The organism is Streptomyces deserti, from assembly GCF_054782695.1.
In genome coordinates this window covers 1-17445 of record NZ_BAAGRZ010000015.1, presented here as the reverse complement: position 1 = coordinate 17445, position 17445 = coordinate 1, and the positions used below count along the sequence as shown (strand labels likewise).

Here is a 17445-nt window from a genome sequence, read left to right as displayed (position 1 = left end):
GCTCTACGGGTGCTGTACGCGACGGAAGAGCAGGTCGTTCACGACATGTCCCTTGTCCAGTCCCTGGCCCTCGAAACGGGTCAGCGGGCGGAAGCCGGGGCGCGGCGCGAAACCGCCGTCTGCCTGCGTGTTCTCGAAGTCGGGATGCGCCGTGAGCACCTCGAGCATCTGTTCGGCGTACGGTTCCCAGTCGGTCGCGCAGTGCACGATCGCGCCCGGCTTGAGGCGGGACGCGGCCAGGGTGAGGAAGGCGGGCTGGATGAGCCGGCGCTTGTGGTGCCGCTTCTTGGGCCAGGGGTCGGGGAAGTAGACGCGCAGGCCGTCGAGGGAGTCCGGGGCGAGCATTTCGCGCAGGAGGATGATCGCGTCCCCGTTGCCGACGCGGATGTTGGTCAGGCCGCTGCGGTCGGCGAGGTTGAGCAGATTGCCCTGGCCGGGGGTGTGGACGTCGACGGCGAGGATGTTCGTGCCGGGGTCGGCGGCGGCCATCTGGGCGGTGGCCTCGCCCATGCCGAAGCCGATCTCCAGGACGACGGGGTTGTCGTTCCCGAACAGCTCGGGGAGGCCGAGGCGCCGGCGTCCGTCGATGTCGAAGCCCCACTTGGGCCACAGCCGCTGCAGCGCGTCCGCCTGCCCTGCGGTGACGCGGCTCCTACGAGGCTGGAAACTCCGGATCCGCCGCTCGAAGTGCGCCCCGGCCGGATCGGCCTTCGGCCCGTCCGGAAAACGCGGCTCTCCCTTGGCCCGGTCACGCCGGACGGACGCTGCGGGGCGAGCGGGCTGGGGGGCTTCGGGGGTGTTCACGGAGTCAGTCACAGTGCTGTCGATTTTACGGGGAGGCCTGCCTGGCTGCGGGCAGTCGTGCCGCGGGGGCGGCGGGGCGCTGTGCCTGCCTGGGTGGACACCCACCCGCGCCCAGCACCGACGCCGAGCCCCCTGCAACGCCGAGCTCAGCAGCCCACCCCTCTCACCCGGCCCCCTCACCCACCCAGCACAGCCAACGCCCTCCGCGCCACTTCCCTCCCGATCGGCAACGAAGCCGTAGCCGCGGGCGACGGCGCGTTCAGCACATGTACCGCCCGCGCCCCCTCCCGGATCAGGAAGTCGTCCACCAGCGTCCCGTCCCGCAGCACCGCCTGTGCCCGCACCCCCGCCGCCGTCGGCACCAGATCGTCCTCCGTCACCGCGGGCAGCAGCCGCCGTACGGCCCGGGTGAACGCCGCCTTGGACAGGGACCGCCGCAGCTCACCCGCCCCGTACCGCCAGTGCCGCCGTGCTATCCGCCACGACCCCGGCCAGCTCAGCGTCCCGCCCAGCTCACGCAGGCGTACCGTGCCCCAGTCGTAGCCCTCGCGGGCCAGTGCCGGCACCGCGTTGGGGCCGATGTGCACCTCTCCGTGGATGCCGCGCGTGAGGTGCACCCCGAGGAAGGGGAACGCCGGGTCGGGGACCGGGTACACCAGGCCCCGGACCAGTTCCGGGCGGGCGAGGTCGTAGTACTCGCCGCGGAAGGGGACGATCCGCACGCCGGGGTCGTCGCCCGTCATCCGGGCGATCTCGTCGCAGTACAGGCCCGCGCAGTTCACCAGGACCCGGCCGCGTACGACGTCCCCGGTCACGGTGAGCGCGGCGACGCCGAGGTTAGGGCGCCGGTCGATGCGTATGACGTCCGCGCCGTAGCGGATCTCCGCCCCCGACGCCTCCGCCAGCTGCCGGGCCACTCCGGCGAAGTCGCAGATGCCGGTCGTGCCGACGTGTATCGCCGCCAGGCCCTGTACGTCGGGCTCGTACTCGGCGATCTGGGCGGCGCCCAGCTCCCGTACCGGAATGCCGTTCTCCCGGCCGCGCTGTACCAGCCCGTGCAGCCGCGGCAGCTCCTCCCGCTCCGTCGCGACGATCAGTTTGCCGGTGACGGCGTGGGCGATGCCGTACTCCGCGCAGAACTTGACCATCTCGGCGGCGCCCCGTACCGCGTAGCGGGCCTTGAGGGAGCCGGGGCGGTAGTAGATGCCGCTGTGGATGACGCCGCTGTTACGGCCCGTCTGGTGGCGGGCCGGGCCCGGTTCCTTCTCCAGGACCGTCACGCGGGTGCCCGGCGCGGCGCGCGTGATCGCGTACGCCGTCGACAGGCCGACGATTCCGCCGCCGATCACCAGCACGTCACAGTCGTATGCGATCTCCGCCCGCACCTGTTCCACCTCCCGGTTTCGATAGTGCACTGTGCCACTGACAATGCGCTCAAACCCGGGAGGCGACCGGCGGACCGTCGGCAGGATCAGGCGGGAGCCATCAGCAGCGGCCGGGCGCGCTCCCGCAGCTCGACCACGCGCGGTTCGTCGCCGTACGGCTCCAGCCGGTGCAGGAGGTCCTTCACGTACTCGGTGGTGCGGGCCGAGGAGATGCGCCCGGCCACTTCGACCGCCCGTACGCCCTGCTCGCAGGCCGCGTCCAGGTTGCCCGACTCCAGTTCGGCGACCGCGGAGACGACCAGGCGCAGGCCGTGCGAGCGGACGAACTCCTCCGTCGGCTTCGACAGTGCCTGCTCGGTGAAGCGGCGGACCTGGCGCGGGGCCTTGAGGTCGCGGTAGCACTCGGCCGCGTCGGCGGCGAAGCGGTCGTACGAGTAGAAGCCGAGCCAGCTGGGGTCGTGGTCGCCGGGGCGGGCGCGCTCCAGCCAGCTCTCGGCTGCCTTCAGGGCCGCGCCGGCCGCCTGGGCGTCGCCCGCACGCGCGTGTGCCCGGGCCTCGACGAGGCGGAAGAAGCTCATGGTGCGGGCCGTGGCCAGGCCCCGGTTGCGTTCCAGGGCGGCCTGGGCGAGGTCGACGCCCTCGTCGCCGAAGCCGCGGTAGGTGGCCTGGAGGGACATGGAGGCCAGGACGTAGCCGCCCAGGGGGACGTCCGCCGCTGCCCGGGCCAGGCGCAGGGCCTGGATGTAGTAGCGCTGGGCCGCCTCCTGCTGGCCGGTGTCGAAGGCCATCCAGCCCGCGAGGCGGGTGAGTTCGGCCGCCGCGCCGAAGAGGGCGCGGCCGACGTCGTCGGAGTAGGAGCCGAGCAGCAGCGGGGCCGCCTCGACCCGCAGGCATTCGGGGACCATCGACGAACGCCAGTCCCCGCCGCCGTACTTGGAGTCCCAGCGCCGCGCGTCCTCGGCGGCCTCGCGCAGCTTCTGCACATCGCTGTGGCCGACTTTGAGCGGTGCGCCGGAGCCCTCGGCCGGGTTCGCCTCGCGCGCCACCGAGCTGTCGGCCGGGGTTATCAGCCATCGCGAGGCAGGCGTTGCGTATGCGCTCACTGCGAAGGAGCCGGCCAGCGACTGCCAGATGCCGCCGGAGCCGGCGCGGCGGCCGGCGAGGTCGAGACGGTACAGCTCCGTCGCGGACTTCACCGCCTGCCCGACGTCCCGGGGGAAGGCGAGGCCCACTTCGGGCGCGGGATCCGCGTCCGCCAGGCCGATCTCGTGGAGCGGCACCGGGCGGCCGAGCTTCTGGCCGATGGCGGCGGCGATGAGGTGCGGCGCCGCACCCTGCGGCACCATGCCCTTCGACACCCAGCGCGCCACCGACGTCTTGTCGTAGCGAAGCGTCAACCCGCGTTGGGCGCCAAGATCGTTGACGCGTCGTGCGAGTCCCGCGTTGGAGATTCCCGCGAGGGCGAGAACGGCGCCGAGTTTTTCGTTCGGCCCGCGTTGCTCCCTGGACATGCGCCACCCCTCGACACAGACGGCTGCCGCGCTGGCATAACCAGGCGGCATTCGTAAACCCAGCGTAGTTCGCCGCATCCCAAGCGTTAAGGGGCATTGTTCCGGTTGGCGGGATTGTGGTCCGTACTGAAGTACGGGCCCGACACGGGCAGTTGCGGCGTGCTCCCGGTGTGTGGCCGTGCGCCCGTCCGTGCGCTCTTCTCCAGCCACCGCGGGAGCGGTTCCATGGTCCCTGCGTGGGTCGGCCCGCTGTACTGGATCCAGTGGGCTGGGGGACACCGCCGCCTCCATCCCCGCGGGCGGCGGAACGGTCCGGGAGGCGCGCTCCGCCTCCCGGACTGCGCGACCGCCGTGCGGTACGCAGAGCCTGTACGGAGCGTGTTCAACGTTGCGCGCCCCGCTCCGATTTGGCTGAAAACCCACCCCACTCTCCCGGGGAATCACCGCTTCTACCACGGCACTTGAGGGCGCGTTGGGCGTTCTCAGGGGCGCGTTGTGGGGCGCATTTCGCGTCGCAAAGACCATGCCCCGGCCGCGAGTCGGGGTGGTCCGGACGGGGCGCCTGTGGGGCTCGGGCGCGCACGCGGGGCGCGTTTGCCGGAGCGCAAGCGGCTTTGCGCACCCTCTGCGGCGTGTCCTTCATGGCAGCATGGTGAACCGGTTCGTACGGTGCACTGGTTGTCCACAGCCTGTGGAGGCGTCGATGCGGTGGTTGGTGGGATGGAGCAGCACCGCCGCGGGAGCCGTGCGGGCAGGCTCCGCGGGAGCCACCGGCTACGACACCGGACCCGACGGCGAGACCCTGCACCCGGTGGGTTCCCAGCTGTTGTGGGGCGACCCCGATCCGCTGTGGGCGGTCGGCGACTGGCGCCCCGACGAGGTGCGGGTCGTCGCGGCCGACGCCCAGACCCGTATCGCCGTCCTCGGCATCTGCGGCGCCAGCGACGAGCAGCTGCGCGTCGCGCTGTTCGCCGCGCGCGGCGGCGCCCTGCGCCATCTGACGGCCTGGCCGGGCAGCTACACGGCCGTGGTGCAGGTGGGCCGGCGGATCACCGTATGCGGCGATCTGGCGGGCGCGCGGCCCGTGTTCCACACCCCCTGGGCGGGCGGCACGGCGTACGCGACGGCCGCGCTGCCGCTCGCCGACCTCATCGAGGCCAACCTCGACTTCGGGCACCTCGCCGCGCTGCTCGCCGCCCCCGACGTGCCGGCCGCACTGCACGACTCCACGCCGTACGACGGCGTGAAACGCATTCCGCCGGGGCATGCGCTGATCCTGCGTGCCGGGGCGCGCGAGATCGCCGGGTACGAGCCGGTCGCCTCCCTCGCCGTCGCGGCGCCTCCGGCCGACCCGGACAGCGCGGTCGACGCCGTGCGCGACGCGCTCGTCGAGGCGGTGCGCACGCGTCTGTCCGCGCCCCGGCACGTCCCCGGGGACGGCATCGATCCCGGGCCGGTGCCCGGCATGGGACCCGCCGAACGGCGTGCCGCGCGCGGGATGCCCGTTCCGGGGATCGGGGCCGACCTGTCCGGAGGGCCCGCCTCGGCGACGCTCGCCCTGCTCGCCGCCGGGCTTCCGGGCATGCCGGGCACGGTGCTGGGGCACGGCACGGGCGCGGGGGAGCGGCTGCTGGCCGTCACCTTCAACGACCTGGCCGTCGGCGGCCGGGAGGCCGAGCTGGAGCGGGCGGGAGCCCTGGCGGCGAACCCGCGCCTGCACCACGTCGTCGTCGCGGGCGGCGAGGAGACGCTGCCGTACGCCGACCTGGACGGGCCGCTGACGGACGAGCCCGGGCGGTACCTGGTGACGGCGGCGCGGCATCGCGCCCGGCTGGCGTCCGGCAGCGCGGACCACTTCACCGGGTACGGCGCCCGCCAGGTGCTGGACGCCCATCCGGCGCGCCTGGCCGACCTGTTGATGGACCGCAAGCGGCGCCACCTGGTGCGTCCCGTCGCCGCGCTGGCGAAGGCGGACGGCTCGGTGATGGTCCCCGCGCGCGTGTACGCCGCGGCCCGGCGGCTGGCCCGTACGCCGTACCGGGCCGGGCTGGAGGCCCTGGCCGGGCGTCTCCTCGACCACCACGCGGACGGTCCCGACGAACCCGGCGGTGCGGTGGAGGCGTCGCTCGCCGCCCTGAACTGGGGCAGACCCGGGCCGGCGGCACGCTGGCTGACGGGTGAGGCGCTCGCCGAAGTATCGGTTCGCCTTCAGGCGTCCACCCATCGCTCCGACGTGGGGCCGGGACAGCGGCCCGGTGATTTCCGCGCGCGTGCCGCACTGGCGCGGTACGCGGCGGACCTGCGGGTGCTGGAGCAGGCCGCGGAGATCCGCTTCCAGCGCCTGCACGCGCCGTTCCTCGACAACCAGGTCGTACGGGCCGCCCGGGCGCTTCCCGAGGCGCTGCGGGTGCGGCCGGGGGCGCGGGCGGTGATCCTGCGGACGGTGCTGGAGGGCGCGGGAGTACGGGAGGTGCCGCCCGGCTGGGGCGCACCGACGCAGGCGACGGCGGAGGCCGCCGCGCGTACGGGGTTGCGGGTGGCCGCGGACTCCCTGCTGGCGCTGTTCGACACGCCGTTGCTCGCGGAGGCCGGGCTGGTGGAGGCACGGGTGGTCCGGGCGGCGGTGCGGGGCGCTGCCGCCGGCGAACCGCTGCCGGTGGACGGCCTGGCCGACCTGATCTCCCTGGAACTGTGGCTCCGCCGGCTCCTGGCCCGCCGAGGCACGTGCTGGACGGGCACACCGGCACGGCAGCGGGCCGTACCGGCGGGGATCGCGCCGCAGCGGGGGGCGCTGGGGGCGGGGGCGCGGGCCTCCGGCGGTGTGGCGGGGGTGTGATGCCTGCGGGGGCCTCCGGTGGTTGCCGGGGTGGGGGTGCCTGCGGGTGCCTCTGGCGGTTGGGCCGGGGTGTGATGGCTGCGGGGGCCTCCGGTGGTTGGGCCGGGGTCGGGGATGCCCGCGGGTGCCTCCGGTGGTGTGGCGGGGTGTGATGCCTGCGGGTGTCTCCGGTGGCCGAGGCTGGTTGGTGGGTGCCTGCGGCGGCCTGTGCGGGTGGGGTGGGCTTGCTGTTGCGCCTCTTGCGTGGGGCTGCCGACCCGGCCGGGCGGTCGTCTTGCCCCAGCACCAGCGCCGGGTACTTGGCAGCGGACGGTGCCTGGGCGCGTTCAACGCCACCTGTCCGGACCCACCGTCGCCCACAAACCCCGTGCCCCCGGCACCCACCGCCGCCACAATGACCCGGTGCGGTACAGAATCCTGGGCATCACCCAGGCGGAGGACGATCACGGCGCCGTCGTACCCGTCGGCGGCCCCCGCCTCCGTGCCCTGCTCACCGCCCTCGCCCTGCGCCCCTCCCGCGTCACCACACCCGGAACACTGATCGACGAGGTCTGGGCGGACGACCCGCCCCAGGACGCCCCGGCCGCCCTCCAGGCCCTGGTCGGCCGCCTACGCCGTGCCGTGGGCAAGGACGCGGTCACCTCGGAAGCCGGCGGCTACCGGCTCGCGGCGACCCCGGACGACGTGGATCTCTTCGTCTTCGAGCGGCTCGTACGGGAGGGCACCGCGGCCCTCGACCACGGTGATCCGGACGACGCCGCCCAGCGCCTCGACGACGCCCTGGCCCTGTGGCGGGGCCCCGCCCTCGCCGACCTCCCCGACCGGACCGCCGCCGCCACCCGCCCGGAGGCCCTGCGCCTGGAGGCCGTACGCGCCCGCACCGAGGCCCGTCTGCGGCTCGGCCGCGCCGCCGACGTCGTACCGGAACTGCGGGAGCTGACCGCGGCGCACCCGTACGACGAACCGCTGCACGCCCTCCTCATCCGCGCCCTGCGCGACACGGGCCGCGAGGCCGACGCGCTCGCCGCGTACGAGTCCGCCCGCCGCGCCCTCGCCGACGGTCTGGGCACCGACCCGGGGCCGCAGCTGCGCGCCCTGCACGCCGAGTTGCTCCACACGGCTGCGCCGCCCCTGGCCGCCGTACAGCCCGTCCGCAGCGGGAACATCCGGCCCCGTCTGACCTCCTTCGTCGGGCGGGAACTCGAGATCGACGCGATCCGTTCCGACCTGCACAGGGCCCGACTCGTCACTCTCACCGGACCGGGCGGCTCTGGAAAGACCCGTCTCGCCGAGGAGGCCGCCGCCGGGCTTCCGCAGGCGTGGCTGGTCGAGCTGGCCCCGCTCGACCGGCCGGAGGCGGTGCCCGGCGCGCTGGTCAGCGCGCTCGGTCTGCGCGAGACCGTGCTGATGACCAGCGAGCTGAAGGCCCCGCAGGACGACCCCGTCGCCCTGCTCGTCGAGTACTGCGCCCCGCGCAGCCAACTCCTGATCCTTGACAACTGCGAACACGTCATCGGCGCGGCCGCCGACCTCGCCGAGACGCTCCTGACCCGCTGCCCGGGGCTCACGATCCTCGCCACCAGCCGTGAACCCCTGGCTGTCCCCGGCGAGTTGGTGCGCCCGGTCGAGCCCCTGCGACCGGAGCACGCGCACCGCCTCTTCGCGGAGCGTGCCACTGGCGTCCGTCCCGACGCCGACGCCGTGCTCCGGGACGAGGCGGCGGTGGCGGAGATCTGCCGGCGGCTGGACGGGCTGCCGCTGGCCATCGAGCTGGCCGCCGCCCGGCTGAGGCTGCTCACCCCGCGGCAGATCGCCGACCGGCTCGACGACCGCTTCCGGCTGCTCACCTCCGGCAGCCGCACGGTCCTGCCCCGCCAGCAGACCCTGCGCGCCGTCGTCGACTGGTCCTGGGAGCTGCTCGACGAGGCGGAACGGACGGTGCTGTGCGAGCTGTCCGTGTTCGCGGGCGGCTGGGATCTCACGGCGGCGGAGGCCGTGTGCACCGGGCCCGTGGCCGACATCCTCGGGGCGCTCGTCGACAGGTCCCTGGTCGTGGCGGCCCCGTGCGGGCGGGACGGCAGCGACGGCATGCGGTACCGGATGCTGGAGACCATCCACGAGTACGCCGTCGAGCGCGCCGCCGAGGTCCCCGGCCTGCGCGCCGCGGCCGAGCGCCGGCATCGCGCGTGGGTGCGTGCGCTGGTCGAGCGGGCCGATCCGCTGCTGCGGTCCGCCGGGCAACTGCCGTGGATCTCCCGCCTGGAGACCGAGCTGGACAACATCCGCGCGGCCCTGCACCGCGCCCTCACGGCCGGGGACGAGCCGGAGGCCGCCGCCCTCGCCCTCGCCATGGGCTGGTTCTGGTGGCTGCGCAACTACCGCCACGAGGGCATCGCCTGGCTCGACCGCACCCTGCGCCTCGGCGCCGCCCTGGATGCCACCTCCAGCGGCACGTCCCCGGCCTCGCCCGACCCGGTCGACGCCTTCCTCGCCGCCCCGCACGGCGAGGCGGAGCATCCGCTGCACACCCTGCGGATGGACCTGCGCATGCTGCACCTCTTCCTGAGGTCCGAGGTCGAGCCGATGGACCGGGTGCCGGACGAGCGGCTGTGGCGGTATCTCGCCCGGGTGCGGGCCTTCTTCGAGAAGGGCGGTCCTCAGGCGGCCCGGATGCCGGGGCTCGTCTGGCCGTTGACCGCCTACTTCGCGGGCGACCCGGGCGACGTCCGGGCGGTGATGGACACGGCGGTCGCCAACTGCCGTGCCTATGGCGGGGAGTGGGAGATCACCGTCGCCCTGATGTTCCGTACGCATCTGGTCGTCGACTCACCGGGCGGCATGAAGGGTGTCGACGACGACCTGGCGGAGCTGCGGGTGCTCAGCCGCCGGGTCGGTGACCGCTGGGTGCGGGCCCACGTGTGCAGTGCGGCGGGTGAGGCCGCCATGGCACGCGGCCGTTTCGAGGAGGCCAAGGGCGAGTACGAGGAGGCGCTGCGGCTCGCCTACGAGGTCGGCGCGTACGCCGAGTCGCCGTTCCTCATCGTCCGGCTCGCCGAGATCGCCTACCGCGCGGGCGACCGCCCGGCCGCGCTGGCGTCGCTGGACGAGGCGAGCGCCGCCGCCGACCGCTACGGCGTGGCGGACTCCAAGGCCTTCGTCCTGCTGCTGCGGGCCCAGCTGGCGCGGGAGGACGAGCACACCGCGCGGGCCCGCGAGCTGTGGGAGGCGGCCCGGGCGGAGTCCGCGCGCGGGACGCCACCGCCCCAGTTCGCGGTCATGCTGAACCTGATCGACGTGATGCTGACGGCGGACGAGTCGGGCCCGGAGCACGCCCTGCCGAAACTGACCGACACCCTGCGCGAGGCCGTGGAGAAGCGCTGCTCCGAGACGCTCCGGGCGGCGCTCGTGGACAGCGCGGCGGGGCTGCTGTGCGACCTCGGCGACACCCCGCGCGCGGCGCGTCTGCTCGGCGCCGCAGAGCACTGGCATGGTGGCCGTCCACGCCCCATGCCGGAGCGCGCACAGGTCGAACGGGCCGAGGCCGCCGCCGGCGCCGTGCTCGGCTCCGAGCGGTACGCGGCGGAGCACGCCCGAGGCACGGCCTTCACTGCGGAGGACGTCCTGCGCGAGCTGGCCGAGGCGAGTCCTCCGGCGCGCGTGCGCCCTTAGGGCAGCATGGATGGGGCCGCCGGGGACCGCCGGATCGCCGCCCCTGATGACGCCGGAGTTCCACAGCGGGACGCCGCCGGCGTGGACGGAGAAGGACACCTTGCACCGCCTACGACGCCCTGGTCGGCGTGGACGACGGTCGTAGGCGGTGCAGGCGCGCTTGAGGTCGATGGTGACGGAGGAGTGGCCGTGCACGGTCACGCCGTGCGCGTACGGCCGCCCCCCGACGGACAGGGCGGAGCGCTGCCACACCCAGCTGCTCTGCGCGCTCCGCATCCCGGGTTCGCTGCCGTCGCCGGTGACGTCGTACGACGGCTCGCTCCACTGGTGGACGTCCGGGGCGGGCGGCACCGGCGTCGGCGTGGGACTCGGCGTAGGGGCATGTCGCCGAGGTGCGCCCGGTGCGCGGGCTGCGCAGCGCCCACGCCCGCGGCCACCTCAGCGCGTCACGACCCGCGGGCGCGAACCGTGCGGGAGGGGCCCCGGCCTCACATCGGCCGGGACCGCAGCCCCTCCAGGAGGATGTCCAGCAGCCGTGCCGAGGCGGCCGCCTGCTGCGCCGCGTCCGGCAGCGAGGGCGCGGCCGTCGCGATCACCAGCAGCACGTCCGACACCGACACGTCCGGCCGCAGCTCACCGGCCGCGCGCGCCCGCTCCACGAGCTGGCCCACGACCTCCAGCAGCGCCGCCGCGCCCGCGTCGTCCTCCGGCGCCAGAGCCGGCGGCTCCTCGGGCACCAGCCGCAGCTCACCCGTGCCGGGCTGGATCCGCTGCTGCGGCACCCGGGCGGCGGTCTCGTCCGCCACCCCCACCCGCAGCACCTGCGGCGGCAGCAGCCGCCCGGCGCCCGAGGCCACCGACGTGCGCAGGAAGCGCGACAGCGCCGACCACGGCTCGTCCTCCTGGCCGAGCGCCGCACGCGCCTGCTCGGTCAGCCGGGAGGTCTCCTCCTCGGCTATCCGCCGCACCAGGACGTCCTTGCTCGGAAAGCGCCGGTACACCGTGCCGACGCCGACCCGCGCACGCCGCGCCACGTCCTCCATCGGCGCGCCGTATCCCAGCTCGCCGAAGACCTCGCGCGCCGCGCGCAGTACGTGCTCCAGATTGCGCTGTGCGTCCACACGCAACGGCGTCGTCCGCGCTCCGTCCCCGCGTCCGTTGCCCGCCGCCGCGCTCATCGTCGCGCCGCCGGATGCCACAGCGGACGCGGACGACCAATGCGAGTCCTGAACATGCATATGTATTCCCCCGGTAATGACGTCTCCCCCCGGAGACTCTCCCCGTCATCGAAAGCCGGAGCGTCGCGGAACAAGCCCGCCTGCCGAACCCGCCCGGTCGCGGACCCGATGAGCGCATCCCCTTCACCCCGTCGACACACGAACATAGTTGAGAGGGAGTCAATTCAGAAGGGGCAGGTTCCGCACGGAGCGCCCCCCGATCGGAGTACGGGTCGTATACGTCCCGATTGCACCCCGGACCGGCCACCCGATCACCCCCGCTGACCTGCACCTCTTCCCCGCACTGCGGCAATCCGCCCGGTGCCGCGCGCCCGCGCGGCGCGGTCACACAATTCGTCGAGGCTGTGGACAAACGCAAGCGCCGGGTGCGTCATGGGATGGTGAAGGAACGTGCGCGCATTCTCGTTGTCGGCGGCGGCTACGTCGGGATGTACACGGCCCTGCGCCTCCAGAAGAAGCTGAGGCAGGAGCTGAAGCGGGGCGAGGCCGAGATCACGGTCGTCACCCCCGACCCCTACATGACGTACCAGCCGTTCCTCCCCGAAGCGGCCGCCGGCGCCATCTCGCCGCGCCACGTCGTCGTACCGCTGCGCCGCGTCCTCGACCACTGCCACATCATCATCGGCGAGGCCAAGGCCATCGACCACGCCAAGCGCACCGCCACCGTCACGACCCTCGCCACCGCAGAGGAGGGCACCGGCGGCCGGCAGCTGACGTACGACGAACTCGTCCTCGCCCCCGGTTCGATCTCGCGCGCCCTCCCCGTCCCCGGCCTCGCCGAGCACGGCATCGGCTTCAAGACCGTCGAGGAGGCCATCGGCCTGCGCAACCACGTCCTGGAGCAGATGGACATCGCCTCCTCCACCCGCGATCCCGCGATCCGCGACGCGGCCCTCACCTTCGTCTTCGTCGGCGGCGGCTTCGCCGGTGTCGAGGCGCTCGGCGAGCTGGAGGACATGGCCCGCCACGCCGCGCGCTACTACCACAACATCCGGCCCGAGGACATGAAATGGATCCTCGTCGAGGCCTCCGACCGCATCCTCCCCGAGGTCGGCGAGGAGATGGGCCGCTACACGGTCAGCGAACTGCGCCGCCGCAACATCGACGTACGCCTCCGGACCCGCCTGGAATCCTGCGCCGACCGGGTGGCGGTCCTCAGCGACGGTGCCCGCTTCCCCACCCGCACGGTCGTGTGGACGGCCGGCGTCAAACCCCACCCGATCCTCGCCGCCACCGACCTGCCGCGAAACGAACGCGGACGCCTCACGTGCACCCCCGAGCTGACGATCGAGGGCGCCACGCACGCGTGGGCCGCCGGAGACGCCGCCGCCGTGCCCGACGTCACCGCCGACGAACCCGGCCGGGAATGCGCCCCCAACGCCCAGCACGCCGTCCGCCAGGCCCGCCTCCTCGGCGACAACATCGTGCACTCCCTGCGCGGCGAGCCCCTGGAGACGTACGCGCACAAGTACGTCGGCTCGGTGGCCTCCCTCGGCTTCCACAAGGGCGTCGCACACATCTACCGGCGCAGGCTGAAGGGCTACCCCGCCTGGTTCATGCACCGCGCCTACCACCTCAACCGCGTGCCCACCTTCAACCGCAAGGCGCGCGTGCTCGCCGAATGGGCCCTGGCCGGGCTCTTCAAACGGGAGATCGTCTCCCTGGGTTCACTCGAACACCCCCGGGCGGAGTTCGAACTCGCGGCCGGTGGAAAGCCTTCTCAAGATCCCCCGGGCAACCCGAAGGGGTCGTCCTGACCGGACCCAGGAACTCCACCGGCCGGCCCGGCGTCTGACGGATGCCGACCCGGTCTGCACCCTGCCAGACTGGTCCACCACCGCGGGCGGGCCACCGCTCACCCCCGGTGCGGCTCCCGGGGCCCCGGCCGGTTCCGGTGCCGGCCGCCGACGACTACACGAGGCAAGGATTCGTGAACTTCACGCGCTGGAGCGCCCGGCTCCCCGGAACGCAGCGCCGCGCCGCAGCGCGGACCGAGCAGACGGTCCCCACGGACCGGCGGGGAGAAGGCTCCGTCCCCGCCGCCCGCGCCGAACAACTGACCGACGAGCCACCGCCCGTGCCGGCCGTCGACGACCTACGGGTCCGCGAGGTCCTCGACCGCGTCCCGTCCCTCGTCGCCCTGGTCCACGGCCCCGACCACCGCATGGCCTACGTCAACGACGCCTACACGGCGGCCTTCGGAGTACGCCCGATCGGCGCCCCCGCGCGCGAGGCACTCCCGGAGCTTGACGAACTGGGCCTGCTGCCGCTGCTGGACCAGGTCCTGCGCAGCGGCAAGCCCCGCACGGTCAAGTCCCGCAAGGCCCCCGACGGCCGCTCCTACACGTTCACCTGCACCCCCGTCTCCGAGGGCGACGGAGGCGTACTGGTCTTCGCCACGGACGTCACCGACCACGCCGAGGCCGCCGAACGCCTGCGCGCCAGCGAACGCCGCCAGCGCGAGACAGCCGTGACCCTGCAGAGATCGCTGCTCCCCCAGGAACTGGAAGAACCCGACGACCTGCGCATCGCCGCCACCTACCACCCCGGCGGCACGGAGGCCGCGGTCGGCGGCGACTGGTACGACGTGATCACCCTGGGCGGCGGCCGCACGGCCCTGGTCATCGGCGACGTCATGGGCCGGGGCGTCCGCGCGGCGGCCGTCATGGGCCAGCTCCGTACGGCGGTCCGCGCGTACGCCCGCCTCGACCTGCCCCCGCACGAGGTGCTGCAACTCCTCGACGGCCTGGCCACCGAGATCGACGCCAACCAGATCGCCACGTGCGTGTACGCCGTCCACGACCCGAACGAGGGACGGCTGGTGTACTCCTCCGCGGGCCACCTCCCCATCCTGGTCCGCGACGAGACCGGCACCGTCCAGCGCGCCGACGAACCGACCGGCCCCCCGCTCGGCACGGGCGGCTGGATGCACACCTCGGGCTCCATCGCCCTCAGCCCCGGCTCGACGGCCGTCCTCTACACGGACGGCCTGGTGGAGCGCCGCAACGAGGACCTGGACGAGGGCATCGCCGCCCTGGAACGCGCCCTGGCCGGCGCGACCGGCACCCCGCAGGTCATCTGCGACCGCCTGGTCCGCTCGGCCGGCGTCACGGCCGACCACGACGACGACGTGGCCGTCCTGGTCCTCCAGCACCCGGCCCGCACGGGCCCCGAGAGCGAACTGTTCCGCAACGCGGCCCTGGACCTGCTCGGCGGCGTGGAAGCGGCCCCACGCGCGCGTGCCTTCGCCTCCGGCGTCCTGACCAGCTGGCGCTTCCCCACCGACCTGCACGACCTGGGCGTCCTGGCCGCCAGCGAACTGGTCGCCAACTCCCTCCAGCACGGCACACCCCCCATGCGCCTGCGTCTGCGCCGCACCGACCGCCGCCTGATCATCGAGGTCACGGACGGCGACGACCACCTCCCCAGGCGCCGCAAAGCCGAACCGGGCGACGAGTCGGGCCGAGGCATCGCCATCGTCGCGACGATCGCCTCCAACTGGGGGTGCAGACGGACACCGGGGGGCGGGAAGGCGGTGTGGTGCGAGTTCGTGCTGCCGCGCGGGACGGTGTGACGACCGCGGCGGCAGCCCCGAACCCGGACAACCAGGGGGCCGTCGGGCCCGCCTACGCAGCCAGCGACTCCGCGGGCTCCCCGCCCCGCGCCACCACCCGGCTCTTCGCCAGCCACGGTCGATCCTGTACGTCCGTCAGCTGCCGCCCCAATCGCACGGCGAGCACCGTGATCCCCAGGGAGAACAACAGAAACGCCACGATGTACGGCGCGTGCAGCGAGGCCCCGAGCGGTCCGCCCACCGCCGGCCCCACGGCCAGCGCTAGCTGCTTCACCAGAGCGAAAGCGGAGTTGTACTGCCCGGCCATCCCGCTCGGCGCAAGGTCGGCGACCAACGGCGCGACGGTCGGCGACAGCATCGCCTCCCCCAGCCCGAACAGGGCGTACGTCGAGACGAAGGCGGCCGTGGCCATCTCCTGGCTCACGTGCCCGAGCCCGGCATACCCGGCCACCGCCCATGCCACGGCCCAGATCAGCCCGACGGCCGCGATCACCCGTGACCGACTGCGCCGCTCCACGAACCGCAGCACCGCGAACTGCGCGACCACGATCACCAAAGTGTTCGCCGCGAGAGCAGTCCCCAGCGCCGACGTCGAAATCCCGGCGGCCTCCACCCCGTACGCACTCAGCCCCGACTCGAACTGCCCGTAGCAGGCGAAGAACAACACGAAGCCCAGCACGCACAGCTGAACCATGGCCCGATTGCCCAGCAGCTGCTTCCAGCTCCCCTTCGCCGACGGAGCGTCCTCGAACCGCGGCGAGTGCGGCATCCGCACCGTCACCATCACCACGACCAGCAGCAGGAACATCGCCGCCTCGATCGCGAACAGCAGCGTGAACGAGGAGACCCGCGTGGTGTCGACGAGGTGCCCCCCGATGAGACCACCCACACCAAGCCCGAGGTTCTGCAGAAAGAACTGCGTCGCGAATGCCCGGCCCCGCGTCTCAGCCGACGAACAGTCCACGATCATCGTCGCCAGCGCCGGCTGCATCACGGCCTGCCCGGCCCCGAGGACGGCCGCGGACAGCAGCACGGTCGCCGCACCGCTCGCCAGCCCCAGACTCAGCGCCCCGACGGCGGCGGCGACCAGGGCGACGAGCAGCACCGGAAGCGGGCCGCGCCGGACGATGGCCCGCCCGGCGAACGGCAGCACGATCAGCGCGGCCACAGCGAAGACGGCGAGCACGAGCCCCGCCGTCACGGCCCCCAGCCCCCGCACCTGCGCCACATAGACGTACAGGTAGGGGACGGTGAAGCCGAGTCCGAAGGCGCTGAGTGCGTTGCCCACGTGGATCCGGCGCATCGCTGCGCCCATCGCCCTGGTCACGTTCACCTCTCTCACTAGTTAGACGTGAAGACTTCGAAACTAAAGTTCGAAGCTAAAGAGTACACATCGAAGGACTTCAGAGCAAAGCAACGGCGTGCGATACTGCCGCCCATGGCCGACACTCCCGGCGTCAGCGAGCCGACCCTCGAAGAGCAGATCGCCGCCTACCAGCGCGAGTTCCAGGACCTCGACCCCCAGGTCGAGAAGATCGTGTCGGCGCTGTCCCGTCTGAACCGCCGTATGAACGTCGCCTACGGCCGCCAGACCGCCGCCCTCGGCATCAGCAACGCCGAGTGGGAGGTCCTCAAGGCCCTCGTCCTCTCCGGAGCCCCCTACCGCATGGGCCCCAGCGACCTCGCCAAACGCCTCGGCCTGACCCCGGCCGCCATGACCCACCGAATCGACCGCATGGTCGCCGAGGGACTGGTGACCCGTGAACGGGACGAGTCCAACCGCGTACGAGTGATCGTGGAGCTGACACCGGAGGGGCGAGAGAAGTGGCTGGAGGCGATGCGCCTGGCGTCGGTCTTCGAGGAGGACCTGCTCCAGGACCTCTCCCCCGAGGAGCGAACGGCCCTCGGCGAGGTCCTCACCCGCCTCCTGCGCAGGGTGGAGCACGCCCAGCCAGACGCCGGCGGACGCCTCTCTGACCTGGACTGATGCGCGCAATAAAAGATCTTGACAGGGGGTTCTTGACAGCCCCCAGCCCGATCCGTAGAGTTCTTCGGGTTGCCGCAGAGACGTAACGGTTCTGCGACAGCACTTCCGCCGCACGAGCGGCCTCCACACCACTAGCAAGATCTCCCAACGGGGTTGATTTCGGCATACCCGAATTCAATTCGAATTGGGAGGCGACGACTTGATCGGCGCCGAACGGGCCGATTTTGGAATCGCCGAGAGAACGCGCTAAGGTTGGAGACGTCGGAACGGCCCAACGGTCGCGAAGACAGCTCCTTCTGACTGGGGATCAGGTCCGAAAGGATCTGATAGAGTCGGAAACACCAAAGGGAAGCGCCCGGAGGAAAGCCGCGAGAGAGTCTCTCGGGTGAGTACGAAGGAAGCGTCCGTTCCTTGAGAACTCAACAGCGTGCCAAAAGTCAA

The 17445-nt window shown here is 73.0% G+C and carries 10 protein-coding genes and 1 pseudogene; 5 read left to right on the top strand and 6 right to left on the bottom strand.

Annotated elements, in window-relative coordinates; all coding sequences use genetic code 11:
- Positions 1 to 3: 3 nt before the first annotated feature.
- From trmB to ACYVMZ_RS23340, 3 genes are all read right to left on the bottom strand, one after another.
- Positions 4 to 816 carry a tRNA (guanosine(46)-N7)-methyltransferase TrmB gene (trmB, locus tag ACYVMZ_RS23350; RefSeq protein ID WP_461082727.1) on the bottom strand — a complete coding sequence of 271 codons (813 nt, stop codon included), beginning with the start codon at positions 814 to 816 and terminating at the stop codon, positions 4 to 6.
- A 164-nt stretch (positions 817 to 980) separates the two neighbouring features.
- Entirely contained in the window at positions 981 to 2189 is a 1209-nt protein-coding gene (lhgO, locus tag ACYVMZ_RS23345; RefSeq protein ID WP_461082725.1) for an L-2-hydroxyglutarate oxidase, read from the bottom strand.
- Positions 2190 to 2275: 86 nt separating this feature from the next.
- Complete coding sequence (locus tag ACYVMZ_RS23340) at positions 2276 to 3700, bottom strand: MFS transporter (protein WP_461082723.1); 1425 nt, start codon at positions 3698 to 3700, stop codon at positions 2276 to 2278.
- A gap of 703 nt (positions 3701 to 4403) precedes the next feature.
- Between ACYVMZ_RS23340 and ACYVMZ_RS23335 the strand changes: the two genes are divergently transcribed.
- Together ACYVMZ_RS23335 and ACYVMZ_RS23330 are read left to right on the top strand one after the other, a co-directional pair.
- A complete protein-coding gene (locus tag ACYVMZ_RS23335) occupies positions 4404 to 6536 on the top strand; it encodes an asparagine synthase-related protein (protein WP_461082721.1) in 2133 nt (710 codons plus the stop codon).
- A gap of 402 nt (positions 6537 to 6938) precedes the next feature.
- On the top strand, positions 6939 to 10205 hold the full coding sequence (locus ACYVMZ_RS23330) for a BTAD domain-containing putative transcriptional regulator (protein WP_461082719.1): 3267 nt from the start codon (positions 6939 to 6941) through the stop codon (positions 10203 to 10205).
- A 36-nt stretch (positions 10206 to 10241) separates the two neighbouring features.
- Here ACYVMZ_RS23330 and ACYVMZ_RS23325 read toward each other — a convergent pair.
- Together ACYVMZ_RS23325 and ACYVMZ_RS23320 are read right to left on the bottom strand one after the other, a co-directional pair.
- Positions 10242 to 10481 (bottom strand): annotated as a pseudogene (locus tag ACYVMZ_RS23325) (NPCBM/NEW2 domain-containing protein); the annotation flags it as partial.
- A 212-nt stretch (positions 10482 to 10693) separates the two neighbouring features.
- Positions 10694 to 11443 (bottom strand): TetR/AcrR family transcriptional regulator, encoded by a 750-nt coding sequence (locus ACYVMZ_RS23320; RefSeq protein ID WP_461082717.1) that lies wholly within the window; start codon positions 11441 to 11443, stop codon positions 10694 to 10696.
- 377 nt (positions 11444 to 11820) lie between these two features.
- Between ACYVMZ_RS23320 and ACYVMZ_RS23315 the strand changes: the two genes are divergently transcribed.
- The gene (locus tag ACYVMZ_RS23315; protein ID WP_461082715.1) at positions 11821 to 13200 is read left to right on the top strand and encodes an NAD(P)/FAD-dependent oxidoreductase; all 1380 of its coding nucleotides are present in this window, start codon (positions 11821 to 11823) and stop codon (positions 13198 to 13200) included.
- 173 nt (positions 13201 to 13373) lie between these two features.
- Entirely contained in the window at positions 13374 to 15017 is a 1644-nt protein-coding gene (locus ACYVMZ_RS23310; RefSeq protein WP_461082713.1) for an ATP-binding SpoIIE family protein phosphatase, read from the top strand.
- Between the two features lie 52 nt (positions 15018 to 15069).
- Here ACYVMZ_RS23310 and ACYVMZ_RS23305 read toward each other — a convergent pair whose 3' ends face one another.
- Positions 15070 to 16332 carry an MFS transporter gene (locus tag ACYVMZ_RS23305; RefSeq protein WP_461082988.1) on the bottom strand — a complete coding sequence of 421 codons (1263 nt, stop codon included), beginning with the start codon at positions 16330 to 16332 and terminating at the stop codon, positions 15070 to 15072.
- Between the two features lie 123 nt (positions 16333 to 16455).
- Between ACYVMZ_RS23305 and ACYVMZ_RS23300 the strand changes: the two genes are divergently transcribed.
- Positions 16456 to 17004 (top strand): MarR family winged helix-turn-helix transcriptional regulator, encoded by a 549-nt coding sequence (locus tag ACYVMZ_RS23300; protein WP_461082711.1) that lies wholly within the window; start codon positions 16456 to 16458, stop codon positions 17002 to 17004.
- Positions 17005 to 17445 lie beyond the last annotated feature (441 nt).